The organism is Natronococcus sp. (assembly GCF_047921035.1).
Taxonomy (GTDB): Archaea; Halobacteriota; Halobacteria; order Halobacteriales; family Natrialbaceae; genus Natronococcus.
On record NZ_JBLRWX010000021.1, the window covers coordinates 15498 to 40114 of the forward strand.

Sequence of the window (24617 nt, forward strand, 5' to 3'; positions counted from 1 at the left end):
GAAATATTCGATGAAATTAATGAGCGAGAGACGGTCGCACGGGACCGCTTCCCGAGCGAGTCCGACCGGAATCGTCGCGCCTATCCCCGCGGTCTGCGTCGCTTCGGTATGCGCCAGTTCGTACTCATCGGTCACGAGATCCCGACCGAGCCGTCGTTCTCGCTGGACGATCTCGCGGGCGGGGCCGGCCGGCTCGACGCGCTCTGTCGATCGATCACGTCGGCGTTCGTCACCTCTCACGGGATCCGAGAGGACGTCCGGGTTCACCTCGTCGCCGGCGACGAGTTCACGATCACCTTCGACGGGAGCGAGCTGCGCCGACTGAATCCCGACGAACGAAGCACCGCCGCGCTGGTCCGGAAGGCCCTCGAGCACCGCGAGGAGGCCATCGGCGCGATGCCGGCCGAGCCGAGTCCCGGCGTCGAACTCTACCGCCGCGGGTTCGAGGCCACCCTCGAGACCGTCGCGGACGAGGGCACCGTCGTCCAGCTTCACGAGGACGGCGAGCCGATAACCGACGCCGGGACGCTTGAGGATCCCGTTTTCGTGCTCTCGGACCACCAGGACTTCACGCCCGAGGAGGCCGACCTGCTCGAGAGCGCGGCGGATCGACGGCTGCGACTCGGCCCCGAACTCCTCCACGCCGATCAGGCGATCACGGTGGCCCACCACTTCCTCGACACCGACGGCTACGAGCGCGTTTAGGTGGTTGTTAGAAGCTAATTGCTAACAAGCACCACAGTTTCGGCGGTGGTTAACGGTAGCTGCTCCGCTCGAGCGGAGCAGAAAGCGTCGAAACCTCGAGGCCGGCGTGAGACTCGGGACCACCCCGCAGTCGGCTCGAGGGCGGTTTTCGGAAGCGTTAAACGAACGGCTGTCTACACTCTACCTGCGGGCCGGTGGGGTAGCTTGGTATCCTTCGGCCTTCGGGTGGCCGTAACCGCGATTCGAATTCGCGCCGGCCCACTTCTCCCGCAATTTCGTAGCGACGACCGTCGGATAGCCGTAACCGAGCGCGGATTCGGCGCGTCCGAACGCGCCCGAAAACAGGACTGATGGTCTATATACCGCTCGTGAGCGGGCAGTGGGACTAATATAAATGCTCTTTCCGCCACTCGGCGACGATCACGTCGATGAGCGAGAAGACCATCACCTACGAGACGGCCGGAGGCGTCGAGACGACGGCGGTCGAGGATCTTCGGTACGACTCCGATCCGGAGCTCTGGCGGTTCGAGATCGAGACCGGTGAGAGCAGCGAGATCGTTCGAATCCCTCGCGAGCGGGTGTACGAGATTCGACAGGGTCGCTCGGAGCGATCCAGTTCGGGCCAGGATCAGTACGGACATCCGTAGCACGCGCCAGCACACGGAGTGGGCGAGGAGTCGGACCGTCTCGCTCGTGGCTCGACTGTGCTCTGTTGCCGTCTCTATACTACTACTTGGGGATGTGTATCTAGCTAGGACAATAATTGAATTATATCTAAATATTATAAAACGACTATACCGAGTACTGAAATCGGTCTGTTGCATGCCTGGCAAACCAGACGTCGGCGGCGACGCGGCGGATCGATCGGGGATTTCGGCCAACCGGCGGACGTTCATGGGGACGGTGGGTGCGATCACGGGCGCGAGCGCACTCGGCGGAACCGCACTGGCTGACGACGGCGACGAGAAGACCGAGGTCGGCGGCGAGGGAAGCCGAACGGACGGGGACGCACGGAACGCGATTCTGGTGATTCCCGACGGGGCGGCCCAAGCCCACATCAGCGGCGCGCGCTATCTGAAGGCGTATCGGGAGGACTCCGAGGAGTTCCCGCTAAACGTCACTCCCGGCGGAACGACCCTTCACGTCGATCAGGCCGAGCAGATCGGAGGGATGAGCACGTATCCCGACAACCCCGATAGGACGCCGATCACCGACTCGGCGGCCGCCGGAACGAAGACGTACAGCGGCGCGATCGGCGGCGTCGGAAGCGAGGACGAATACACGCCCGTCAAGACAATCCTCGAGGCCGCCCACGAGGCGGGGATGGCGACCGGGCTCGTCACCACCACCCGAATCACTCACGCGACCCCGGCAGCCTTCGCGACCCACGTCCCCGATCGCGGCGTGGAAGACGAGATCGCCCGCCAGTACGTCGACGACGGAAACGTCGACGTGTTGCTGGGCGGCGGCAAGCGCCACTTCGACCCCGAGGAGCGCGACGACGGCGAGGACATGCTCGCACGCGCCGAGGAGCAGGGCTATCAGATCGCCGAAACCGAAGCCGAACTCGCGGACGCCGATTCCGGGAAACTGCTCGGCCTGTTCGGCAGCGAGAGCGACCGCTCCGCACACATGAGCTACTACGTCGACCGCGAGTACGTCGACGACACCGACGAGCCCGGGCTCGTCGAGATGACCGAGAAGGCGATCGACATCCTCTCGGACTGCGAGAACGGCTTTTTCCTGATGGTCGAATCGGGACGCGTCGACCACCAGGGACACGCCAACGACAACGCGATCACCCACGAACAGCTCGAGTGCGACGAGGTCTTCGGCACCGTCCTCGACTACGCCGAGGACGACGCCACCTCCGAGACGTTCGCGATGCAGGTCGCGGACCACGAGACCGGCGGGATGTCGCTCGGCTGGGACGCCTACGACATGGACTGGGGAGCGATCGACGACATCCGGGCGAGCCTCGAGCACCTCGAGTCCGCGATCGACGAGACCGGCGACGATCGCGGTGCCACGGTCGACGTCGTCGAGGAGCACACCGGCTTCGAACTCACCGAGGGTGAGATCATCGACATCACCGGCGGCGATCTCGCGAAGGTGTTGAACAAGCGCACCCAGATGGGCTGGTCTTCCGATTCGCACACCGCGGAGGAAGTCCCGTCCTACGCCTCCGGCCCCAACGCCGAGTTCTTCGGTCGGTACTTCGATAACACCGAGGTCGCAGTCGGTATCGCCGAGGCGCTCGGCCTCGAGTTCGAACCCGGCCGAGAGATCGACTACGAGTTCCGAGACTAGCCGCGACCGTCGCTCGGCGACCACCTCCACCCGACCCGCTCACGAGGAGCACCGCCGGTCCTCGAGTGGGTTTCGGGATTCCCTGTCGAACCGAACTCACCCGGTACAGGCCAGCTTCACGGCAGATCTCGGTTTCAGAGAACTCGATCGGGCCGAATCCGAAGTAGTACCCGTTCGGTTTCGACCGGGTTCGGATACTCCGCGACGTCCAGATATCGCCGCGAAAGCTCGTCGATGTGGGCTCGAGCCCCCTCCGTCCGCAGCTCCTCGACCTCGCCGACGACCGACAGATACCGGTACGGGTCGTCCGGATCGGTCATGCTGACCCCGACGGCGGGGTTCGCCCGCGCGTTGCGTTCCTTCTGGCGACCGCGCTCGGTGTTGACCAGCAGTCGCTCTGTCTCGGGGTCGTAGTCGATCCAGACCGGTGTAATGTGGGGCGCACCGTCGGCGGTCAGCGTCCCGACGTGAGCGAACGTCGGCTTCTCGAACAGATCGTGGTACTCCTTGGGGATCGGGACCATGGTTCGAGACACGCTCGCAGACTGCTTGGTACTACCCCTGCGAAACTGCCGGACTCGAGCGAGCGACCACGCGAATGCCGGGGGGTGGCGTATGGCCGTCGAACGAAACGTATGGGTATGAACCAGACTCGACGACGGCTGCTGCAGGTCGGCGGCGCGACGATGGCGACCACACTGATCGCCGGCTGTGGCGATACCGAAGACGAGGAGGGCGCTCCGGAGGACCCCACCGAAGAGGACGAGGACGGAGGACTCGACGGCGGCGAGGACGATCAGGCCGAAGCCGAGGAGGGAACCGGCAACGGCCAGGACGCCGACGAGGACGACGAGTAACTCGCGGCTCTCGCCGCGAGCAGTTTTTCGCGGCTCTCGAGTCCCCTCGAGCGACGGCACCACCGGCTCCGAACCCAAACCGTTACCGGACTCGAGCGCCTCGAACTGACGATGACCGACGGACTCGACAGTGACGTCGCCCCCGCGGACGACATCGCGAAGCGACGCGACGAGGTTGCAGCCCGCGTACGAGCCCACGCCGGCGAGATGGCCCGCGAACTGGCCGTGTTGCAGGGCGGGGACTACGGCCAGCGCACCTTCGAGACCGCCGACGGGGACTGGACGCTGAAGTACGAGGCCGGCGACGTCCAGTACCTGCGGTTCGAACCGAGTTCCGGCTCGGAGATCTACGTCGTCTCGAGCAAGCAGCCGCCCGAGCCCGGCCCGCTCGAGCGGGCCCTCGAGGACTACGACGCGTTCGTCGAGACCTTCAACGACCACGTCGAGTCGTTCGACGGGCTGTTCGACGACGCGACGACGGAGTTTCCCGCGGTCGCCAGTGCGGCGGAGCTGGCCGCCGAGCGCGACCGCATCCTCGAGCGGATCCGGGAGGTCGCGACCGCGATGGCCCAGGAGCTCCACCGCTACGACGGGGAGTACGGCACCTACCGGACGACGGTGTCGGGCACCCGCTGGGAGCTGAAGTGGGACGGCGACGCGGTTTCGTACCTGCGGGTCGGCGGATCGGACGGGACCTACCTGCTCTCGCAGTACGGCCCCGCGCCGGCGCCCGAGGTTCGTCGGCTCGTCGACGACGTCGGCGCCTTCGTCCGTTCGTTCAACGAGGATGTCGCCGACCTCGAGGCCGACCTCTCCCGCGTCGCTTTCGAGACGACGCCGTAGGGTGCGCCTACGGAACGAGTGTCGGCTGTAGGCTCACCGTTCTCTCCGTACTCGAGGACCGACGGACGTCACCGCGCTGGTACGGGGGCGCCGAGAGGGACGCGGACGAACCGCTCGAGTGCCGTCGCTTCCCGAGCGGTCGATAGAACGAGCGGGGCGGTCTCAGACGTCGACGTATCGAGCCACCCACTCCTGGCGCTGCTGGAGTTCGCGCCGGCCTTTCGGCGTCAGCGCGTAGTAGTTCGTCCGCCGATCGAGCTGGCCCTTCTCGATGAGTTCCTTCTCGACGAGCGTATCGAGGTTGGGATACAGCCGGCCGTGCGTGACCGGCTGATCGATGTACTGGTTGATGTCGTCGAGAATTTCCTGTCCCGACGGTCGGTCCTTGCCCGCGATGACGTACAGCAAATCGCGCTGGAACCCGGTTAGTTCGTCCATGGAGTATCCTCTGAATGGCGACCTTCAGCGATCTGTGGCTTTGTTATAGAGCGGGTACGGTCGCCGACCGGAGTGGAACGCACCGCATAGAGCGAGTCGCCCCTCGCTACCCGGTCGCGGTTCGGGTCCGTGACGGGGCGTTTTTTACACCGACGACCGTACTCGGAGGTATGCCGACCGATCCGCTCGCCTGGGACACCCTCGAGGAACGGACGTCGTACTCCTGTCCGGGGTTCGACGTGATCACCGAAACCGTCCGACTTCCGGACGAGAGCGAAACAGAGTTCGACTACGTCTCCGAGCCGGCGAGCGTCTGCGTCCTGCCGTTTACGCCCGACGGAGACGTCGTCTGTATCGAGGAGTGGCGCCAGGCGGTCTCGCGGGTCAGCCGCGGTCTTCCCGTCGGCGGCACCGAACCCGAGGACGACGACCTCGAGGCCGCGGCCCGGCGCGAACTGGCCGAGGAGACCGGCCACGACGCCGAGCGACTCGAGCCGCTCGTGACGGTCGAACCGACCAACGGGATCGCCGACTCGGTCATGCACTTCTTCGTCGCCTACGGCTGTCGCCCCGCCGCCGAGCAGCGCCTCGATCACAACGAGAGCATCCGTCCGACCGAGACGACCCTCGAGGAACTCACGGAGGCGGTCCGGTCCGGCGAGATTCGCGACGGCAGGACGGTGCTCGCGCTGTCGTACTACCGACTGTTCGAGGCGGAAGAGTAGGTAAACGGTCCGAAATCGTCCGGCCCGTCGGAAGGAAGGGCCGCGAACGGTCGCAGCCGGTGGTTCGGTTCGATCGCTCGATCGGGCCGTTCAACTCAGGGCCGCGATCGAGGGCGTTTCGTCCTCGTCGTCCTCGTCGTCCTCTTCGTCGTCGGTCTCGCCGTCGGTCACTTCCTCGAGATCCTGGGCGTCCCCGAGCGTGACGGTGTCGGCGTTGGCGTCGGTGACCGAGATCGTGGTGGCGGAGGCCTGGGAGACGGTTTCGGTCGTGGCCTCGTCGGTCGCATCGTCCTCCTCGTCCTCGGCAGCGTTTTCGTCCTCGTCGGCCGCGTCGTTCTCTTCGTCGGCTTCCTCGAGCGACTCGATCGTCATCGAGTCGAAGGTGACCTCCTCGACGTCGAACTGCTCGATGGTGAGGTCCTCGATCTCCTGCGTTTCGCCGTTCTCGTCCTCGTCGGCCGCGTCGTCTTCCTCGTCCTGGGCGGCGTCCTCGTTTTCGGTGTCCTCGACGTCGTCGTTCTCGTCCGCAGCGGCATCGTTCTCCTCGTCGTCGCCGAAGATTCCGTCGAACAAATCACCGATATCGTCGAGGAGGCCGCCGTCCTCGACGGTCAGCTCGTCGATCGTCATCCGCTCGACGTCCATCGTCTCGATAGTCAGGGTCTGGATCGTGAGTTCGCTCGCGTTCTCGTCGATCAGATCCTGGCCGTTCTCGGGCGCCTCGTCGTCATCGTTCAGCCCCTCGTCCGTCTCGTCATCTTCGAGGTCGTTCTCCTCGTCAGCTTCCTCGGTTTCCTCGTCGTCCATCATCTCCTCGTCGTCCATCATCTCATCCTCCTCGAGTTCGAGATCCTCGATCGAGACGTCCTCGAGGGTCAGCGACTCGAGCTGGATGTCCGAGATCGTCACGTCCTCGGTGGTCTCGGTGTCGGCAGCGTCATCGTCCTCCTGGTTCTCTTCCGCTTGGTCCTCCTCCTGATTCTCTTCGCCGTTCTCGTCGAGTTCCTCCTCGAGGTCTTGGGTGTCGGCCTCGAGTTCGTCGACGTTCAGTTCCTCGATCGTCGCGTCCTCGATCGTCACTTCCTCGAGTTCGAGGCTCTCGACCTGGACGTTCTCGAGCGTCGCGCTCACGTCTCCGGCGTCGTCGCTCGCACCTGCGGACGCGCCGGCGAGGGCGGGACCCCCCGAGAGCGCGACCAGCAGTGCGACGAACACGACGCCGAATTTCTGTGGTCCTGAAACCATGCGGATCGACGGTCGTCGGGAGCCGAGCTAAAACGAGCCGACTGTTACGGTGTTGCGCTCGAGACAAATCGGAATTAGCGCTCGGCCCCGTCGGCCTAATCGGTCGTTCACTCCGGACAAATCGTCTGCGACTCGGAGTCGAAATCGAACCCGTCGGCGTCGCGACGGCCCGGTCGCGGCGGCCGGTATCGGTCAGTACCACTCCGAGGGAACGGGACGTTTACTCACGGCGACGAAAAGAAACCGCAGTCAGTTTGCGGTCGGTACCGCCGACCGAACCGGGACCGATCGATTTCGCGTGCGAACCGGTTAGCTCAGCGCGGCGATCGAGGGGAGCCCGTCGTCGTTCTCCTCCTCGTCATCGTCGTCGAGCAGCCCGTTGTCATCCTCGTCCTCCTCGTCGTCATCGAGCAGTCCGTTGTCGTTCTCCTCCTCGTCGTCGATTGCCTCGAGCTCCGCGGCGTCGCCGAGCGTCAGCGTGTCGACGGTCGCGTCACCGATCGAGATCGACGATGCGGACGCCTGGCTGACCGTCTCCTCGGCGGTGTCGGTCTCCTCGTCGGTCGTCTCGTCATCGGTGGTTTCCTCGTCATCTGCAGCCGCATCGTCCTCCGTCTCCTCGTCGTCGGTCATCTCGTCGTCGGTCTCCTCATCCTCGGGCGCGTCCTCGGCACCAGCTTCCTCGACCGACATCGCAGTCATCGAGTCGATGGTCATCTCCTCGACGTCGAACTGTTCGATGGTGAGGTCGTCGATCTCCTGGGTCGTTTCGTCGTCCTCAGGTGCATCCTCGTCATCCATCTCCTCGTCGTCCATCTCCTCGTCGTCGGTCATCTCGTCGTCCTCGACGGTCAGCTCGTCGATTGTGAGCTGCTCGACGTCCATCGTCTCGATGGTCAGGGTCTGGATCGTGAGCTCGTCAGCCTCCTCGTCGATCAGATCCTGGCCGTTCTCTTCGGCCTCGTCGTTGTCGTCCTCGAGCAGGCCGTCATCGTTCTCCTCGTCGTCAGCTTCGTCGGCCTCCTCGTCATCGACGCCGTTCTCTTCGTCGTTGGCGTTCTCCTCGTCGTCAGCCGCCTCGTCCTCGTCGGCGGCGTCGCCGTTCTCGTCGAGTGCGTCCTGGAGTTCCTGCGTATCGGCGTCGAACTCCTCGACGTTCAGCTCCTCGATAGTGGCGTCTTCGACGGTGACGCTGTCGAGTTCGAGGCTCTCGACCTGGACGTTTTCAAGTGTTGCGCTCATGTCTCCGGCGTCGTCGCTCGCACCTGTGGACGCTCCGGCGAGGGCAGGACCCCCCGAGAGAGCGACCAGCAGGGCAACGAGGACGACCCCGAGTTGCTGCGATTGTGAAACCATGCGGTCCACGCTACACCCAGTCGGAGAGTAAAACGAGACGACTGTTACGCCATTATCGTCGAGAAAAGACCAGTTAGAACCGTGCAACCGTCGCTAACCTCTCTTTCATCGTCTCGTTTTCCGTGAGCGTCATCGACGGCGGTACGACGGCGGGCGGGCGGTTTCGGTCCGGCGGACGGATCCTCCGCGGGAGAACGGAACGTTTACCGACGCCCTCGCCAACACACGGTCGATGCGCGAGTGCTTCGAACTCCGGGACGCCGACGCCGGCGGCCGTATCGGCGAGCTCACCGTCCCGCGTGCCGACGTGACCGTCGAGACGCCGGCGCTGTTGCCGGTGATCAACCCGAACCTGGACACGATCAGCCCCCGCCGGCTCGCCGAGGAATTCGGGGCCGAGATCCTCATCACTAACTCCTATATCATCTACGGTACGGAAGACGTTCGCGAACGGGCTCTCGACGAGGGGCTCCACGAGTTGCTCGACTTCCCGGGTGCGATCATGACCGACTCCGGCTCGTTCCAGCTCGCGGAGTACGGCGAGATCGACGTCACGACCGAGGAGATCCTCGACTTTCAGCACCGGATCGGTTCGGACATCGCTACCCCCGTCGATATCCCGACCCCCCCGGACGTCTCGCGCGAGCAGGCCGAGGACGAACTCGAGACGACCCAGAAGCGCCTCGAAATCGCCGAAACGGTCGACACCGGCGAGATGCTGGTCAACGCGCCCGTCCAGGGCTCGACCTACCCCGACCTTCGCGAGGACGCGGGCCGACACGCGGCCGGGACGGATCTGGACGTCTTCCCCGTCGGCGCGGTCGTGCCGCTGATGAACGACTACCGCTACGACGATATGATCGACGCCGTCGCGGGCGCGAAACGCGGGCTCGGTGCCGACGCACCCGTTCACCTCTTCGGCGCCGGCCACCCCATGATGTTCGCGCTCGCGGTCGCGATGGGCTGCGATCTGTTCGACTCCGCCGCCTACGCACTCTACGCTCGCGACGATCGCTACCTGACGGTTCGGGGCACTCGCCACCTCGAGGATCTCGACTACATGCCGTGTTCGTGTCCAGTCTGTGTATCCCACTCACCAGACGACCTGCGCGACCTGCCCGACCGGGAGCGCGAGGAGGAACTCGCCGCCCACAACCTCCACGTCACGTTCGAGGAGATCCGTCGCATCAAGCAGGCCATTCGTGCAGGGAACCTCCTCGAGCTGGTCGAGCAGCGCGCCCGCGCTCACCCGACGATGCTCGACGGCTACCGGACGCTGCTCGACCACGCCGACCAGCTCGAGCGCTCGGATCCCGTCTCGAAGGGCGCGTTCTTCTACACCTCCCACGAGAGCGCACGCCGACCCGAAGTCCTGCGCCACCACCAGCGTCTCGACCGCCTCTCGGTACCCGACTCGCTGTTTCTGACCGAGGGCGACTCGGACAGCGAGCGCTACGACGAGTCCTGGCGAGTCCAGCCGCCCTTCGGCCCCTTCCCGCGGGCGCTCTCGAAGAGCTACCCGCTCACCGCCGAAGTGCCGGATCGAACCGACCGCGGCGCGCTCGAGGCCGCGGCCGACGGCGTCGCTCGCCTGGTCGAGGGCAACCCCGAGACCGAGTTCGCGCTCGGACACCGGGGGTGGCCGGCGGACGTGCTCGAGCGGATACCGGATGACGTCGAACTCGTCGACCTGTTCGGAGAAAGTGACTGAAAATCCCGTTTGCGAATTCGTTTGCGCAGTCGCTACTGCACCCAAACAGCGATCGGAGCGCGGCTCCTCGAGGACGGTCCGACGCGGACCAGAACAGCAAAGGGGCGAGCGCGATCCAGTAGCGGTATGCTCGGGGCCGCGTCGCTCGTTCTCGGCGGGATCGTCGGGGTATTTTTCGTCGCGTGGCTGGTCGGCCGCGTTCGTTCCTCCGACAGCGAACGGCGAGCGTCCGCCGAACGCCACCGGGAGGCCCAGGGACGCGAACCCCCGGTCGAGATCGGCGACGAGGCGACGGTCGCCGTCGAGGAGTTCACGACTCACCACTCCGGGGAGCGCCGGGCCGTCTGCAGGATCGAGGGGTTCGTCGTCTTCGTCGAGGACCTGCCCGAAGAGCTCGAGGAACGAGACGTCATCGAGGTCGCGATCCTCTCCTTTAACCGCGGCCACACCTCCGCGACCGCGACGTTCCTCGAGCGGGCCTGATCACTCCCCGAGTTCCTCCTCGAGCGAGAGCCACCAGAGGGAGCCCTCGCCGACGACCTCGTGGCCCTCGAGCCGGCCGGCCTCGACCAGCGCCTCCAGCCGGGGAATCAGCTCTCCCGGGGTGACGTCGAACTCCCCAGCGAGGTAGGTGGTGTTGACGACGGGCTTGGGCGCGGTGCGGATCGCCTCGACGATGCGGTCGTCGTCGATCGAGTCGGTCCCGGCGCATCGATCCCCGTTCGGCGGTGGCGACATACGAAACGTACGGCCTCGAGCGAGTTGAATCCGAGGTCCGACGGAGAGGTGGGGACGGGTTTTTCCCCGCCGACGGTGTGGGACCGGTATGCTTCGCCCGCTGCTCCTCGCGTTCGCCGCCCTCGAGATCCTCGCTCCCGACCGACTCGTCGCCCGGGGTGAGCGCCTCGCCTTCGAGAACCCGGACGTCGCCCGGCTTCGGGCGTGGACGCTCCCGCTGGCTCGACTCGAGGGACTGGCCGTCGTCTGGCTCGTTCGAAACTGGACGACCGCCTGGCCCGGGGTCAAGCCGCTGTTCGCCGTTCTCGGGCTGCCGGCGCTGTTGCAGCCGCGGGCGTTTCTGAACGTCGCGCTCGCGACGGCCTACGAGAACCCCGACGCGATCGAGCCGAAGCCGTGGGTCGTTCCGTTCACGCGGGTTCTGGGCGCCTGCTACCTCGTCGTCGCGCTGTGGCCCGGGCGTTCCGAATCGGCGTCGAGCGCTCGAGCGGAGCCGTAGTCGACGGCTATCGACAGCCTCTTTCGCGCTCCGCCGCGAGATGCGGTATGACCGACTACTTCGAAGTACACGCACGCGACGGGGCCGCGCGCGTGGGCGAGCTCCGCCTCGAGGAGCCGCGTTCGACGCCAGCGCTCGTCGACCACGTCCTCGAGGACGCGGGCTCGCTGTGGAGCGCCGAACGGGGGGTGCCCGAGGGCGACGACTCCCGTCTCACCGTGCTCCCTCACCGCGGCTTCCCCGGCGGCACCGCCGACGAGGTCAAGGAATCGTTCGCCGTCGAGTATCCCGACGTCGACTACCCCAGCGTCGCCGTCGTCTCGAGCGATCACGCCGACGACCACGGCACCGACGCCTACGCCGTCTCGGACGTGCAGTCGATCACGGGCCACGGCGCGGCGCTGGTCGAGGCCGTCGTCGAGGCCCGCGAGGCGATTCCGACGGACACCGCGCTCTACTTCTCGGGGGTCGCCACGCCGCGCAACGTCGCCGTGCTCGCCTACGCCGGCGTCGACCTGTTCGACGAGACCGCCGCCGTCGTGAGGGGTACTGAGGGTCGGTATCTCACCACGGACGACGCCTACTTCCTCGAGGATCTGGAGGAACTCCCCTGTGCCTGCTCGGCCTGCCAGCAACCGCGCGAGGAGTTCACGCGCGAGGACTGCGTCGAGCACAACGTCAACGCCCTGGAAGCCGAGCTGGGGATCGTCCGCCGGCGGATCCGGGACGGCCGGCTCCGAGACTACGTCGAGGGCCAGGCCCGCCAGGACCAGTGGCTCACCGCGGCGATGCGCGGGTTCGACTCGCAGTGGGGCTACCTCGAGGAGCGAACCCCGATTCTGCGGGATGCACAGATCGACGCCGCGACCGAGGACACCCTCCGCCGGGTCGAGATCCAGCGCTACGCCGACCGGGTGACCACGCGGTACCGCAACCGCTTCGACAACCCGCTCGTGCTGGTTCCCTGCTCGGCGGCGAAACCCTACAGCGAGTCCCAGAGCCACCGCCAGTTCCACGACGCGATCCAGTTCCGGGCCCACCTCGTCTCGATGACCAGCCCCATCGGGGTCGTCCCGCAGGAACTCGAGACGACCTACCCCGCCCAGCACTACGACACCGTCGTCACGGGCCGCTGGTCGGAAGACGAGAAGCGATTCGTGAGCCAGGTGCTCGAGCGCTACCTCGAGCGCAACGAGTATCCCGAGATCATCGCCCACGTCCCCGACGAGGGGTACCGCGACATCGTCGAGCGCGTCGAGGCGGAACTCGACCTCGATATTACGTACACCGTCGAGGAGCACCCGACCGATACCGAGTCGCTGGCGAACCTCCAGCGGGCGCTGTCGGGCGAACTGAAGTACTCCAAACGCGAGCGCGAGCACAACACCGTCCGCGCCATCGCGGACTACCTGCTCGGCGACGGGGCGGGCGACGACCTCTTCGAGGATATCCGGACCACCAGCCGGTACCCGAAGATCCAGGTTCGGGATCGCGACGAGACGCAGCTGGCGACGATGGTGCCCCAGTACGGCACGCTGTCGTTCACGCTCGAGGGCGCGAAGCTGTGGGTCGACAGTGACGCCCCCACGAAACGGGTCGAGATCGACGGCTTCGTCCCCCACGGCAGCGTGCTCGCGCCGGGGGTCGTCGACGCCGACGAGGAGATCCGGGTGGGAGACGAGGTCGTCGTCGAGGGACCGAAGGCCTTCGGCGTCGGCCGCGCCGAGATGTTCGGCCGCGAGATGGCCGAAAGCACCCGCGGCATCGCCTGCGAGATTCGCCACGTCGAGGAGAAGTAGCGGTCGTCGCTTCTCTCCCGTCCGTCTATCTGAACCTGTTTCGAAGGGAGTCGTGACCCAACCTGACGAACGGTGCGAAACCGACAGTCCCGCGTACCGCGCGAACGGTGTGCGGTTCAGCGAGTGCGGCGAGCGAGAACCGCGCCGCGGACGGGAAGCGGAGTGTGCCGTGGACGGACGTGTCGCGTCCGTGGACGGATGAAACGATCGAGGGCTCGGAGGGTCGAGACGACACGCTCGAGGCACGCTGGAGCGACCGACGCCCGTTATGATCTGTCAATCACGGCCACAACAGATTCTTTTGGACGACACCCGTTCCCTCTACTGACAGGATGGGTCCCGAACACGCCCGGATCGACGAGGTGACGACGATCACGTTCGGGATACCGGACGAAACGGGGATCGACGTGATCGACCCGATCGAACGGCGGCGGTGCCGGCTCCGCACGCCCAACCCCCTCCAGCCGACTCCCGTCCGTGACCCCCCGTTCGAGGCGCCAGTCGACGCTGCAATCAACGTGTCGACCACCGCTGTTGTACTCGACCAACTCGTCGATGCCTACGTTCGCAATGCTGCCGGCGAAGTAATCGCACCAGCACAGCCCGGCTCAGTCCGAGCCATCGAGGGGGAGCACCACACGCTAGAAATAAGTGGTCCGATCAAACTGTACTTCGGGTTCAGCGCCCCCGGGCGGCTCGTTACGGGCCTCGACCGGATCCGCCTCGAGTTCGACCGATGTGCCGACGTCGTGATCGGTGCACGGTCGTATCACACGCGGCCCGCGGCGACGATTACGACGACGGCCGACCCCGAGTCCATCGTTCGGTCCCTCTCCTATCTCGGCTCGGCCCTGAAAACGACGGCGTGCGAGCGATCGTTCCCGACGCTCCGGGGGCACCCACCGATGATCGAACTCGGGGACACCTCGTCCATCCCCGACCACGTTACCGTCCCGGAGACCGGCGTTCACATCGACGTCGAGCCCACGCTCGAGGCGGCGTACGTCGTTGCGCCGCTGGCGTACTATCTCGGCGCTGACGTCGCTCCGGCGTCGAACGCTCGCCTCCGTACCGATCACGGGTTCTCCCACCGCCTCTCGGGGCCCCGCGGATTCGCCGGCGAGGTCGAACGGGTCCTCAAACAGGTGTTCTTTCTCGACTGCCTGACCCGGTCGGCGGGACCACACCAACTCGCTCTCCACGAGTACGACGTGGTTTCATCGCACGTCGACCTCGATTTTGCCGCCCTCTACGGCCGGTCGCTGGCCGACCAGCTCGAGGCGTATCTCTCCGTGCCGTACGAATCGATCGAGGGGGCGCTCCCACGCTGGAACCGGACCGCATACATCGAGGCAGCCGCCGAGCAGGTCGAGGCGATTCCCTTCGTGGCAGCGGATCTCGCGGTCGTCCGTACGGTCGACCAGTCGAGTGTGGAGCCGACCGAGGATCTCACGGCGGACGCCGAGCCGCCCGATTCCAGTGGCGACGTGTCTGCATCGATCGAACTACCCCGATCGTCGTCGGTCGGCTGCACGTGGTTCGGCGACGGCATCCCAATCGAGGCGACGAAGGGAATAGTACGTGCCTATCAGAACCGATTCGAGCGGTCGCCGACCGAGGGACCCATCGAGATAGCCGTCGTCTGTAACGACCGCTCGATGCTCTCGGAGTCGAGCGATGCAAGCGACGTCTACGACTCTCACGACGAGTTGCCGTTCGACGTCACGACGTACGAGAACTGCACGGTCGCGGAGCTTCGAGCCGTTCTGGAGTCGGACGTCCACTTCCTGCACTACATGGGCCACATCGACGAGAACGGGTTCCGGTGTCGGGACGGGACCCTCGAGGCGACCCGGCTCGACACGGTGGGGGTCAACGCGTTTCTGCTCAATGCCTGTCGGTCCTACCACCAGGGTCTCGCGTTGATCGAGGCGGGAAGCGTCGGTGGCATCGTCACGCTCGCCGACGTCGTCAACTCCAGTGCGATACGGATGGGGTACACGGTGATTCGCCTGCTTGAACTCGGGTTTCCGCTCCAGGAGGCGGTTCGTATCGCCCGCGACGAGAGCCTCGTGGGCGCCGAATACGTCGTGGTCGGGGACGGCGCGATGGATATCACCCAGGAGCGAAGCGGCGCCCCGACGCTGTGCTCGATCGAAAGCGACGACGACGGCTACGCGGTCTCGATCCGATCGTACCTCTCCCGGGACGGCGGCATGGGAACCGTCGTCTCCCCGTCCCTCGAGGGTGTCGAGACGAACTTCCTCGCTCCCGGGGAACTCCCGACGTACACCGTATCGAGCGCGGCGCTCGCGAAGACGCTGAACTGGCGACGGACCGCACTCGAGATCGACGGGCAACTCGTCTGGCCCGATGACGCCGCTGACCTGTTCGACTGATACGGATTGCGGTACCGATTTCCCGGCGCAACCGCCGCACGGGTCGCGGTTGCGCCGGTACTGACGTACAGGAAACCGTATGAGGGCGCCCTCCGCGGCGTTAGTGTTGCGGTGAGGGCGCTAAGCCCCCCTCCTCAAGGACCCGCCGAAGGCGGCGAGTAGGTAGGGGTAGTTCACGGGCCGTGGTAGGCTGTACACATACCGGCCGTCGCCGTTCCCGCCTGGGAAAGGCCGAGCACGAGAGCAAACAGGACGCCCAGTAGTCGCGGGTGCGATGCAAGACGTGTCGTGAGGGTATCCGTTATCATGGTGGGAGACCGAGTCGAGGCCGTACAGCGAGGCCCCTGGCCGTTCGACACGAGTGCTCCGAGCCCCCTTTGTCATCCACCGGCTACGCGCGAGTAGTCAGTGATTGACCGCGAGTATGCGGCCCGTATGGATTCCGAGTCCGCCCGTCGGCGTGGTCTCGGATTCGCGATCGGTCTCCTCGCGTAGACGACACGTAAGTCCCCGTACGTACCGCTACCCCCGACCGCTCGAGCTGTTACAGGAGTGTTACTCCTCGTTGCTGAAGCTGAAGACGACGCTTACACTTATGCGGTTCCGTCTGGACACAAGTGGCAATCACCTTCTTCAAACTATGGACCAAAGTTCGCCACCACTCGTTTCCGGACGAACCAGTTTCCTCGTGCTCGAGCCGACGGGCGGGGCGACGCGTGGACCGTGTCTTCGCGCGCTGTTCGACGACGCTACCGCCGTCAGGCCCATCGTCGTGACCTACGCACGTCCCGCCGAGCAGTTCGTCGAGGACTGGACCAGCAACGTTGGTCCCTGGCCGTCGGACGCCAGCGTGATCGTCGTGGGAGATTCCACGCGATCGGCCGCCATCGATTCGTCGTCGGGACGGCCGGGGTGGTCGAACGGGGGGAGTGGTGTTCGGACCGTTCACAACGCCTGGGACCTCTCCGCACTACTCGACGCGATAGCCGCCGCGCTCACCGACCGATCAACCGACGGTCGGAACGCGACACCGATCCTCTATTTCGACTCGCTCGAGGAACTTCGGACAGCGATCGAGTTGCCCGAGGCTAACTCGTTTCTCCGGTCAGTCCACAGCCGACTCGCCGCATGCGACGCGGTTGGCTACTTCGCGCTCGAGGACGGTGATGCGACGACCGTTGCGTCGTTCGCGTCCGTGTTCGACGAGGTGGTCGCCGTCGACGACGACGGACGGGTCCGCTACCCGGCAGCAAGCGACGGCCGCGAGCCCGAGGTCGAGACGAGACAACAGCGGGCCAACGAGGCCGTCGACGACGTTCTCGACGGACTGGGTCACGCCCGCCGTCGGAACGTCCTCTACGCTCTCGACCACGCTGCCGAGCCGCTGGACGGCCTTCGGCTCTCGCGATGCGTCGCTGCGCTCGAGTGCGACGGAGACGTCCCCTCACGGGAACAAGTGTCGCGGGTCTATACGAGCCTGTACCACACCCACCTGCCGAAACTCGAGGCCCAGGGCTACCTCACGTTCGACCGGGACGCCGATCTGGTGACGCTCGGAACCCCCTCTGGCGAACAGGCGGCCGCCCGCAAGCTAATCGCACGGCTCGATAACCGTCAGTGAGCGTCATGCGTAGCAAACCCCACCGCGGCGACTCGTTCTCCGAGAGGCTGTCCGTAGTTCTGCTCGTGGCGTATGCGAACGACACGGACGTCGAGGGTCGGTGGTCGTTTCACGACGAAAATCCACTCACCCCTGACATCACGGTAACCGTCACTCGACGCGGGGAGACCACCACCGCGTTCGACGGTGACGACGGCGCGTCGTCGGCGTACGAGCGAACCGACTCGTCGCAGTTCGCTGCCCGGTTCCGGACGTTTCTACTCCGCGAGTACGGTGACGGGACGGGTATCGATGGGACCTGGACGATCGTATTCGAGCGCGGGAGCGTTCCGTCGTGGACGGTCGAAATCGTCCTCTCCGAGTGCGATGTCCCCCTCGATTCCGAGGTCGATACCCCGTCCAAACACGGTTGACGTGCGGATCCCTCATACGGTTTCCTGTAGTCAATTACCGACACGAACGGGACGTTACCGGACAACGGTCACTCGCGAACCGACGGCACGAGATCCAGCGCGACCGCGGCGACTACGACACCGAGTCCGACGAGTGCGAGGCCGACGACCGCGCCGGTCGTCCCGGCCGCCTCGAGCAATCCCCGAACTCCGGTCGCGACGAACAACAGGGCGAGTCCGAGCAGCGCGACGGTGCCGACGACGTCGAGCAGCGCGTCCGTGACGGCGGCGCGGACGACGGCGTACAGTTCCTCGTGATCGACCTCGTTCGCCGTCCCGCCGTCCGGTTTCGGCTTCGTTCCCATACCCATTGACGCGTTTCGAGGCGTATACGTTTTCGAGAACGAACGATCGAGAGCGGTCGACCGAACGGTTATTCAGTCCGCGCCTCCGACCGACCGTCGTGAACCTCTCGATCGTCGATCTAGCGCCCGTTCGGGACGGGGAGAGCGCGACCGAGGCCTACGAGCACACCACCGAACTCGCTCGAGTCGCCGAAAAACGGGGCTACGAGCGGTTCTGGGTGGCCGAACACCACGGGCTGGCCGACTCGATCGCGAGCACCACGCCGGAGGTGCTGATCGCCCACCTCGCCGCCAACACCGACGACATTCGGGTGGGCTCTGGCACCGTTCTCCTCAACCACTACAGTCCGTTCAAGGTCGCCGAGACGTTCGCCTCGCTGGACGGGCTGGCGCCCGGCCGGGTCGACCTCGGGCTGGGTCGCGCGACGGGGATGCCGGAAGTCGACCGCGCGCTGGGGACCGAGCGACGCAAGCGCAATCCCGATCAGGATCACGCCGAGAAGATCGAGGCCGCCGCGAGCCACCTCTACGACGGCTTCGAGGCGGGCCACCCTTACGCCGACATTCAGCTTCCGCGTTCGGCCGACGGCGTCCCCGAGATCTGGGTGCTGGGCTCGAGCCCCTCGAGCGCCGAGATCGCCGGGGAGCTCGGGCTGCGGTACTGCTTCGCGGCGTTTATCCGCCCACAGCTCGCCGAACGCGCCCTCGAGACCTACCGGGAGCACTTCGAACCTTCCGCGTTCGGCGCCGGTCCCGACGAGCCGACGGGGATGCTCGCGGTGAACGCCGTCTGTGCGGAAACTGACGAGGAGGCGGCCCGCCTCCGGGCGACCGCCGAGGCATCCTACAAACGGATGCAGCGCGGCGTCGTCGGCTCGCTGCCGCCGGTCGAGGAAGCGGTCGACGAACTCGGCGGCGTTCCCGAGCCGACGCCGAACCCGCTTCCGGACGGCGAGTGGCCGCGTGCGATCTCGGGCAGTCCCGAGACGATGCGGGACCTGCTCGAGGAACTGACCGACCGCGTCGGCGTCGACGACGTGATCGTTCAGAATCTTATCGAGGATCACGACGCCGTGGTCCGATCGCACGAACTACTCGCGGAGGCGGTCGGGCTCGAGGTGGACGCGACGTAGCCGCGCCCGCGGAGACGGGGCGGAGATCCGTTACCAGTGGGAGAACAGATTGACCAGGTCGGCGCCGATCGCGAACGGAAGCAACAGGAACACCGCCACGTACACGAGCCCGACGAGGAGGGTATCGCGGACGCTTCGGTCGGGGAAGTCCTCCGACGTTACCGAGTGACGGACCGCACCCAGCAGCGTCGTCGTTTCTCCGAACACCCGTTCGGTTCTGTTCATCGTCGGCGTTCACCCCCGTGATGGGTTCTCATAGCGACACTCACCTCGTGATGGAGGTTCGACCCGGATAACTGTACCCATTTGCTTACGAAGGCGTCAGGCTATACGGGAGCGGTCCGACGGTCGACCGATCACTCCCCGAGTACCGAGTCGAAGAACTTCCGTTCCGAGGTCCGCAGGTGCTGGTTGAACGTCGCGGGCGAAATTCCGAGTCGGTCGGCGATCTCCTCGCCGGTGCTCTCGCGGGGCCAGTCGAAATACCCCGCGAAGTAGGCCGTCTCGAGGGCGGCCCGCTGTTTCTCCGTGAGGTCGCTCTCGAGGACCGACTCCGAGCCCGACTCCGAACGGTCGCTCCGCTCGGTGGTGCGCTGGGCGAGGTAGGTGACGTCCGAGCGCTGTTCTTTGAGCAGTTCGATCATCTGTCGGGTGTCCCGACCTCGGGGCAGTTCGACGACGAACCGGAACTCCCCGTCGGCGATCGTCGCGGAGGCGACCCGGCCGCCGTGGGTCGCGATCGTCTCGAACAGCGACACGGCGGCCGGGGCGACGAGTTCGAACTCGAAGTAGTCCTTCCGAGCCGAGAGGACCCGCGTCTCGCCGAGGCCGTCGGTTTCCTCGATCGTCTCGAGGAACGTCTCCTGGTCGAGGTCGGTCGCGGAGCCGTAGACCAGCAGCGTCTCGTCGCCGTGGATCATCCGGTCGAACCGGATCGTACACGACTCGGCCGTCGAGAGGGCGATCAGTTCGGGGGCCATCTCCTCGATCCGGAACTCGAGTTCGATGACGGCGTCGCTGACCAGCGCGTCCTTGCGCTCGATGGCGGTGATCGCGTGGGCGATGACGTCGCCGATCCGCGAGAGGATCGTCGTCTCGGCGTCGGTAAACGATCGGGTCGACTCCGAGTAGACGTTCAACACGCCGTAGACGAGATCCTCGTGGACGATCGGGATCGACACCGACGAACGGTACCCCCGGTCGCTCGCGGCGTCGCGCCAGGGACCGAACGTCTCGTCGGTCCGGGTGTCCTGGGCGATCTGGACCTCACCGGTCCGGATCGCCGTCCCGGACGGCCCCTGCCCTCGCTCGTCGTCCGGATCGGCGGTGACCTCGATCTCCTCGAGGTAGCCGTCCTCGGCGCCGGCGGCCGCGGTCGGCTCGATCCGATCGCTTCCGGGGTTGACGCTGCCGAGCCAGGCGAACCGGTAGCCGTCCGACTCGACGAGCCGGTCACAGACCTGCTGTTCGAGCTCCGCGCGGGTCTCGGTCGTGATCACCGCGTGGGTGATGTCGTGACCGATCCGGTTGAGGCGGTTGAGCGCCTCGAGCTGCTCGCGCTGGCGCCGGCGCTGTCGTTCCTGGTGGGCCCGCTCGATCGCGTGGTGGATCGTCCGGATCAGCAACTCGTCGGTGACCTCGTCCTTGACGAGGAAGTCCTGGGCGCCACTTTGAATCGCCTGGACGCCGACCTCCTGGTCGCTGACGCCGGTGAAGACGACGATCGGCGCCTCGTCGGCGACGTCGCTGACCGTCTCGAGGGTGTCGAGCCCGCGACTGTCCGGAAGGTTCAGATCGAGGAGGACGAGATCCGGCGGCGACGACGACAGCGTCTCGAGCCCCGCCTCGAGGCGGTCCTCGTGGATCACCGTCGGCGCCTCGTTCGTCGACTCGTCGGGATTGACCCGCTGGGTGAGTTCGGTCGCGTCCCGGAGCATCTCCTGGATCAAGCGGGCGTCGCCGGGGTTGTCCTCGATCAGCAGTAACTCGAGCGTCCCACCGACCTCGTCGACGTCGTCGCCGGCTCCGGAGACGGTGTCGTTCATTGAACGTCCTCCTCAGGGGGCAGTCGGACCACCGAGAACCAGAACTTCTCGAACGCGCGGACGGTCTCGATAAACTCGTCGGGGTCGACTGGCTTCGTCAGGTAGGCGTTCGCGTGGAGTTCGTAGGATCGGGCGATGTCCTCCTCGGCTCGGGAACTCGTCAGGACGATCACCGGGATCGACTGGAGCTGGGGGTCGTCCTTGAGCTCCGCGAGTACCTCCTCGCCGTCCTTGCGGGGAAGGTTGAGATCGAGTAAGATGAGATCGGGTCGCGGGGCGTCCTCGTACTCGTCTCGCTGGTGGAGAAAATCCAACGCGTCGCTGCCGTCCGAGACGGTGTGCAGGTCGTTGTCGATCCGGCCCTGCTTGAACGCCTCTCGAGTGAGACGAACGTCACCCGGATTGTCCTCGACCAGGAGCAGCTGTGCGGGTTCGGGAGAGTGCTGTCCTGACTCGCTCATTGGCCTACGGTTGGTACTCGATGGTCGTCTCTGCTTCGGTTTCGCGATGGGAGAGAACGGCCCGGCGGGGTCTCCGGGTCACGTCCGCTATCCGAACCCGCGAAACCCGTTTCGAACCCGAAGCGGGCGTAACTGTTCGGGAGCAAGGGTACTACCAGACCCGTTGTCGTCGGAGACGGATATACGTGCGGACTGCAGTACTGCAACCCCCTTAAGAACGCGCGACGGTACACGAACCCACACGTTGTCGATACGGAAAGCGGAACACGGAGTTCCGTATCGTTGTATAGGATATACGGAGAGGTTGCCGACCGACGATCACTCGACCGGATCCGAACGGTCGTCACGACTCCTCTGTGGCCCGGCACCTTGAGTGCACCCGCGCGGCGCTCGAGCAGCGACCGAAGCGGTACGTGGCGAGGGTTCGATAGGGAGACCGAAGGCGGAAACCGGATACCGAGTGGAGCGCTCGAGCAGAGCCGTCGGGAGAGGCCGCGTGACGGGACAGCCGTTTGGTCGCTCGATCCGGGGCGGTTACCGGCCGGAAACCGGACCCCTCGGGACGTCCGCGCGCACAGCGCAGTTCGACTCGAGATGCGTCATGATTTCGCCCGGACCGGGACCGACAGCTCGCTTCGCGTCGACTCCGTCGGCCGCACTGATACTGCTGTACGTCAGTTCCGGTGGGACCGCGACCGTCGTGCGGTCCAATCGGTCCATCGGTACAGCAAACCGTACGACTCGAGTCCGCTCCAGTCCTGCAGTTACAGCTATAGTAGCCACTGCAAGTCAATGCACACCTGATCGCACGACTGCTGTGCGATCAGTGTGTAAATCGTTGCAGTTGTTACTATATCGACGGGGAACGGCCGACGTCCACACATACGATTCCGGTCGGTCGGTATCGAACGGCTCTCGAGTTCGATACCAGCTGAACAACTCGAGCGAGGGAGTAGTGTAGGGTCCGCGCCTCGAGCGGGCGGCCCGCCAGGCAATAAATCGCTATGAGCGATATAGAATTGGCCGTCGTGGCTCGCCGAGCGACCGCACCGCGAGGGCGGCTAGTGGTTTCATACCGGATCCGTTCGTACCCCCGACCATGGACGAGATCTCACTCGGCGTTCCGGAACCGCTGCTCGATCGACTGCCCGAGGACGACGCCACCGCCGCGACCGACATGCAGGAGGCGGTCGGCGGCTGGGAGCAACAGCTCAACCGCGTGATCGAGGAGTCCGAAGACGAGCGCGAGGCAGCCGGTCGGATCCTCGAGGCGATCGAGCGCTTCGAGGACCGGTACCAGACCTACGACGAGTTGGTTCCGGAGCTGCGGGCGTGGGGCCAGTCACCGATCTACGCGATCGCGTGGCGAACGCTGTACGCCGACGTCGTCGCCCAGCTGTACGAACACGACGACCTCGGCGAGCACTTGGAACGGGAGCGAAACGCCCGGCTGGTCGAGGACGGAATCCGGCTGCAGGACCTCTGATCGACCCATCGAAGCGCGATCGCGTACTTCGACCCGGGTCCAAGAGCCGTGCGGACACGGGGACCCGCAAGGGCTTTGCTCCCGCACTCGATACCTGAGAGCGTGGCATCGACCGACGACCCCCGTGAACCGATCGACCTGACGACCCGCGTCCGCCGCCGCGTCCTCCCGGCGCTTCACCGCATCAAGGAGCCCCTTGGCGGGTTCGCGACCTGTATCCAACACCCCGACGAGTACGTCGGCACCGTCGACCGAAGCCTCTCGTCGTTCCGGTCTGACCTCGAGGAAATGTCGTTCGCCCCCGAGCCCGTCGCCTCGCTGAAAGTTCACCGCGACGGTCGCCTGTCGGCCGGCAGCTGGGTGCGGCGACGGTCGCCGCTCTCGAGCCGACAGCTCCACGTCGCCCTCTTCAGGAACGGCGTCGAGGGGATCGAGGTGTTCGCCCACCGCGAGTACTCCTGGCTTCGCCATCCGTACAGACACTACACCGCCGAGGGGTGGGACACCGACGGCGGCGTGCGGCGGATGCGATCGCTGCTGTCGGACCACGGCGTGACGTTCTCGGTCGAGCGATAGTCGGTCAGAATCACTATACCGACGGTCGAGAAAGTGAGGGCCGATGGTCGAGACGGTCGCGGCGTTCACGGATCTCTACCTGCCGACGGTAAACGGCGTCACCTACACCATCTCGCTCTGGCGCGAACGGTGGAACCGCCGCCGGGCGTCGATGGAGGTCGTGTTTCCCGAGGCGGACGGCTACGAACCCGGCGACGGCGAGTACGCGGTGCCGAGCGTCGAAGCGCCGCTGTACCCCCGATATCGGCTCGGGTTGCCGACGCCGCCCGACGACCTCGGCGTCCCGGACGTCGTCCACGTCCACACCCCCTTCACTCTCGGGGTCGCGGGCCTGCGCTTCGCTCGAGCGAACGACGTTCCGGTCGTCGCCTCCTACCACACGATTCTCGAGGGCCGCCTCCCGGACCTGGTTGCCGACTCGCTGGTCGAGCCGGGACGACGGCTCTGTCGCGCCTACGAACGGGCCTTCTTCGCGCGCGCCGATCGGGTCGTCGTCCCGACGTCGTTCGCCCGGCGACACCTCCTCGAGTCGGTCGGCGCCGACGTCGAGGCGACCGTCGTCTCGAACGGGATCGACACCGACCGCTTCCGGCCGATCGATCCCGACCCATTCCGCGAGCGCTACGGACTTCCCGACGGACCGCTGCTCGGATACACCGGCCGCCACGGCCCCGAGAAGAACCTCGAGGAGGTGATCGACGCCGTCGCGGGCACCGACTGTACCCTCGCGCTGGCCGGCGACGGTCCCGCCCGCGAGGGGCTGGAACGGCGGGCGGCCGAAGCGGGCGCCGACGTCCGCTTTCTCGGCTTCCTCGATCGCGAGGAGCTGCCGGCGTTTTACTCGGCGCTCGACGCGTTCGTCTTCCCGAGCCGGGTCGAGACCCAGGGACTGGTCGCGCTCGAGGCCACCGCC

26 protein-coding genes and 1 tRNA gene are annotated in these 24617 nt (G+C 65.9%); 18 read left to right on the plus strand and 9 right to left on the minus strand.

Annotated features, from left to right (window positions below; translation table 11 throughout):
* Positions 1-108 precede the first annotated feature (108 nt).
* The 4 genes from trmY (at position 109) to ACNA7R_RS06490 (ending at position 3015) form a co-directional block, all read left to right on the plus strand.
* A complete protein-coding gene (gene trmY / locus ACNA7R_RS06475) occupies positions 109-705 on the plus strand; it encodes a tRNA (pseudouridine(54)-N(1))-methyltransferase TrmY (RefSeq protein ID WP_416282743.1) in 597 nt (198 codons plus the stop codon).
* A 188-nt stretch (positions 706-893) separates the two neighbouring features.
* Positions 894-966, plus strand: a tRNA-Pro gene (locus ACNA7R_RS06480).
* A 167-nt stretch (positions 967-1133) separates the two neighbouring features.
* Entirely contained in the window at positions 1134-1352 is a 219-nt protein-coding gene (locus ACNA7R_RS06485; protein WP_416282744.1) for a hypothetical protein, read from the plus strand.
* Between the two features lie 175 nt (positions 1353-1527).
* Positions 1528-3015, plus strand: a complete 1488-nt coding sequence (locus ACNA7R_RS06490; protein WP_416282745.1) for an alkaline phosphatase — start codon at positions 1528-1530, stop codon at positions 3013-3015.
* A 134-nt stretch (positions 3016-3149) separates the two neighbouring features.
* Here the strand turns inward: ACNA7R_RS06490 and ACNA7R_RS06495 are convergent, their stop codons facing one another.
* Positions 3150-3539 (minus strand): pyridoxamine 5'-phosphate oxidase family protein, encoded by a 390-nt coding sequence (locus ACNA7R_RS06495; protein WP_416282746.1) that lies wholly within the window; start codon positions 3537-3539, stop codon positions 3150-3152.
* 117 nt (positions 3540-3656) lie between these two features.
* On the opposite strand from ACNA7R_RS06495, the gene ACNA7R_RS06500 reads away from it, so the two are divergent.
* Positions 3657-3872, plus strand: a complete 216-nt coding sequence (locus ACNA7R_RS06500; protein WP_416282747.1) for a hypothetical protein — start codon at positions 3657-3659, stop codon at positions 3870-3872.
* A gap of 111 nt (positions 3873-3983) precedes the next feature.
* On the plus strand, positions 3984-4715 hold the full coding sequence (locus tag ACNA7R_RS06505; RefSeq protein ID WP_416282748.1) for a hypothetical protein: 732 nt from the start codon (positions 3984-3986) through the stop codon (positions 4713-4715).
* 162 nt (positions 4716-4877) lie between these two features.
* Here ACNA7R_RS06505 and ACNA7R_RS06510 read toward each other — a convergent pair whose 3' ends face one another.
* Positions 4878-5153, minus strand: coding sequence for a PadR family transcriptional regulator (locus ACNA7R_RS06510; protein ID WP_416282749.1), 276 nt, complete (start codon positions 5151-5153; stop codon positions 4878-4880).
* Between the two features lie 170 nt (positions 5154-5323).
* On the opposite strand from ACNA7R_RS06510, the gene ACNA7R_RS06515 reads away from it, so the two are divergent.
* Positions 5324-5878 carry an NUDIX hydrolase gene (locus tag ACNA7R_RS06515; protein ID WP_416282750.1) on the plus strand — a complete coding sequence of 185 codons (555 nt, stop codon included), beginning with the start codon at positions 5324-5326 and terminating at the stop codon, positions 5876-5878.
* 90 nt (positions 5879-5968) lie between these two features.
* On the opposite strand, the gene ACNA7R_RS06520 is transcribed toward ACNA7R_RS06515, so the two are convergent.
* Together ACNA7R_RS06520 and ACNA7R_RS06525 are read right to left on the minus strand one after the other, a co-directional pair.
* Positions 5969-7123, minus strand: coding sequence for a hypothetical protein (locus tag ACNA7R_RS06520; RefSeq protein WP_416282751.1), 1155 nt, complete (start codon positions 7121-7123; stop codon positions 5969-5971).
* Between the two features lie 309 nt (positions 7124-7432).
* Positions 7433-8479 (minus strand): hypothetical protein, encoded by a 1047-nt coding sequence (locus ACNA7R_RS06525; protein WP_416282752.1) that lies wholly within the window; start codon positions 8477-8479, stop codon positions 7433-7435.
* A gap of 232 nt (positions 8480-8711) precedes the next feature.
* Between ACNA7R_RS06525 and tgtA the strand changes: the two genes are divergently transcribed.
* Both tgtA and ACNA7R_RS06535 read left to right on the plus strand, forming a co-directional pair.
* Positions 8712-10190, plus strand: coding sequence for a tRNA guanosine(15) transglycosylase TgtA (tgtA, locus tag ACNA7R_RS06530; RefSeq protein WP_416282754.1), 1479 nt, complete (start codon positions 8712-8714; stop codon positions 10188-10190).
* 126 nt (positions 10191-10316) lie between these two features.
* Positions 10317-10673 carry an RNA-binding protein gene (locus tag ACNA7R_RS06535; RefSeq protein ID WP_416282755.1) on the plus strand — a complete coding sequence of 119 codons (357 nt, stop codon included), beginning with the start codon at positions 10317-10319 and terminating at the stop codon, positions 10671-10673.
* Here the strand turns inward: ACNA7R_RS06535 and ACNA7R_RS06540 are convergent, their stop codons facing one another.
* Positions 10674-10928, minus strand: a complete 255-nt coding sequence (locus ACNA7R_RS06540) for a hypothetical protein (RefSeq protein ID WP_416282756.1) — start codon at positions 10926-10928, stop codon at positions 10674-10676.
* An 88-nt stretch (positions 10929-11016) separates the two neighbouring features.
* Here ACNA7R_RS06540 and ACNA7R_RS06545 point away from each other — a divergent pair, with 88 nt between their 5' ends.
* The 5 genes from ACNA7R_RS06545 (at position 11017) to ACNA7R_RS06565 (ending at position 17659) form a co-directional block, all read left to right on the plus strand.
* A complete protein-coding gene (locus ACNA7R_RS06545; protein WP_416282757.1) occupies positions 11017-11427 on the plus strand; it encodes a hypothetical protein in 411 nt (136 codons plus the stop codon).
* A gap of 47 nt (positions 11428-11474) precedes the next feature.
* The gene (arcS, locus tag ACNA7R_RS06550; RefSeq protein WP_416282758.1) at positions 11475-13226 is read left to right on the plus strand and encodes an archaeosine synthase subunit alpha; all 1752 of its coding nucleotides are present in this window, start codon (positions 11475-11477) and stop codon (positions 13224-13226) included.
* A 332-nt stretch (positions 13227-13558) separates the two neighbouring features.
* On the plus strand, positions 13559-15625 hold the full coding sequence (locus tag ACNA7R_RS06555) for a hypothetical protein (RefSeq protein WP_416282759.1): 2067 nt from the start codon (positions 13559-13561) through the stop codon (positions 15623-15625).
* 688 nt (positions 15626-16313) lie between these two features.
* Positions 16314-17246, plus strand: coding sequence for a hypothetical protein (locus ACNA7R_RS06560; protein ID WP_416282760.1), 933 nt, complete (start codon positions 16314-16316; stop codon positions 17244-17246).
* Between the two features lie 65 nt (positions 17247-17311).
* Entirely contained in the window at positions 17312-17659 is a 348-nt protein-coding gene (locus ACNA7R_RS06565) for a hypothetical protein (protein WP_416282761.1), read from the plus strand.
* Positions 17660-17727: 68 nt separating this feature from the next.
* On the opposite strand, the gene ACNA7R_RS06570 is transcribed toward ACNA7R_RS06565, so the two are convergent.
* Complete coding sequence (locus ACNA7R_RS06570) at positions 17728-18003, minus strand: hypothetical protein (RefSeq protein ID WP_416282762.1); 276 nt, start codon at positions 18001-18003, stop codon at positions 17728-17730.
* 98 nt (positions 18004-18101) lie between these two features.
* On the opposite strand from ACNA7R_RS06570, the gene ACNA7R_RS06575 reads away from it, so the two are divergent.
* The gene (locus tag ACNA7R_RS06575) at positions 18102-19136 is read left to right on the plus strand and encodes an LLM class flavin-dependent oxidoreductase (protein WP_416282763.1); all 1035 of its coding nucleotides are present in this window, start codon (positions 18102-18104) and stop codon (positions 19134-19136) included.
* Positions 19137-19166: 30 nt separating this feature from the next.
* Here the strand turns inward: ACNA7R_RS06575 and ACNA7R_RS06580 are convergent, their stop codons facing one another.
* From ACNA7R_RS06580 to ACNA7R_RS06590, 3 genes are all read right to left on the minus strand, one after another.
* Positions 19167-19361, minus strand: a complete 195-nt coding sequence (locus tag ACNA7R_RS06580) for a hypothetical protein (RefSeq protein ID WP_416282764.1) — start codon at positions 19359-19361, stop codon at positions 19167-19169.
* A gap of 131 nt (positions 19362-19492) precedes the next feature.
* Positions 19493-21181: a bacterio-opsin activator domain-containing protein gene (locus ACNA7R_RS06585; RefSeq protein WP_416282765.1), complete on the minus strand. Its 1689-nt coding sequence runs from the start codon at positions 21179-21181 to the stop codon at positions 19493-19495.
* Complete coding sequence (locus tag ACNA7R_RS06590) at positions 21178-21642, minus strand: response regulator (RefSeq protein ID WP_416282766.1); 465 nt, start codon at positions 21640-21642, stop codon at positions 21178-21180. Before ACNA7R_RS06590 ends, ACNA7R_RS06585 begins: the two co-directional genes overlap by 4 nt.
* Positions 21643-22741: 1099 nt before the next feature.
* On the opposite strand from ACNA7R_RS06590, the gene ACNA7R_RS06595 reads away from it, so the two are divergent.
* From ACNA7R_RS06595 to ACNA7R_RS06605, 3 genes are all read left to right on the plus strand, one after another.
* A complete protein-coding gene (locus ACNA7R_RS06595) occupies positions 22742-23128 on the plus strand; it encodes a hypothetical protein (RefSeq protein ID WP_416282767.1) in 387 nt (128 codons plus the stop codon).
* Between the two features lie 102 nt (positions 23129-23230).
* Positions 23231-23704 (plus strand): hypothetical protein, encoded by a 474-nt coding sequence (locus tag ACNA7R_RS06600; RefSeq protein WP_416282768.1) that lies wholly within the window; start codon positions 23231-23233, stop codon positions 23702-23704.
* A 43-nt stretch (positions 23705-23747) separates the two neighbouring features.
* Positions 23748-24617: glycosyltransferase (locus ACNA7R_RS06605; RefSeq protein ID WP_416282769.1), on the plus strand; the 870-nt coding region annotated here is incomplete at its 3' end.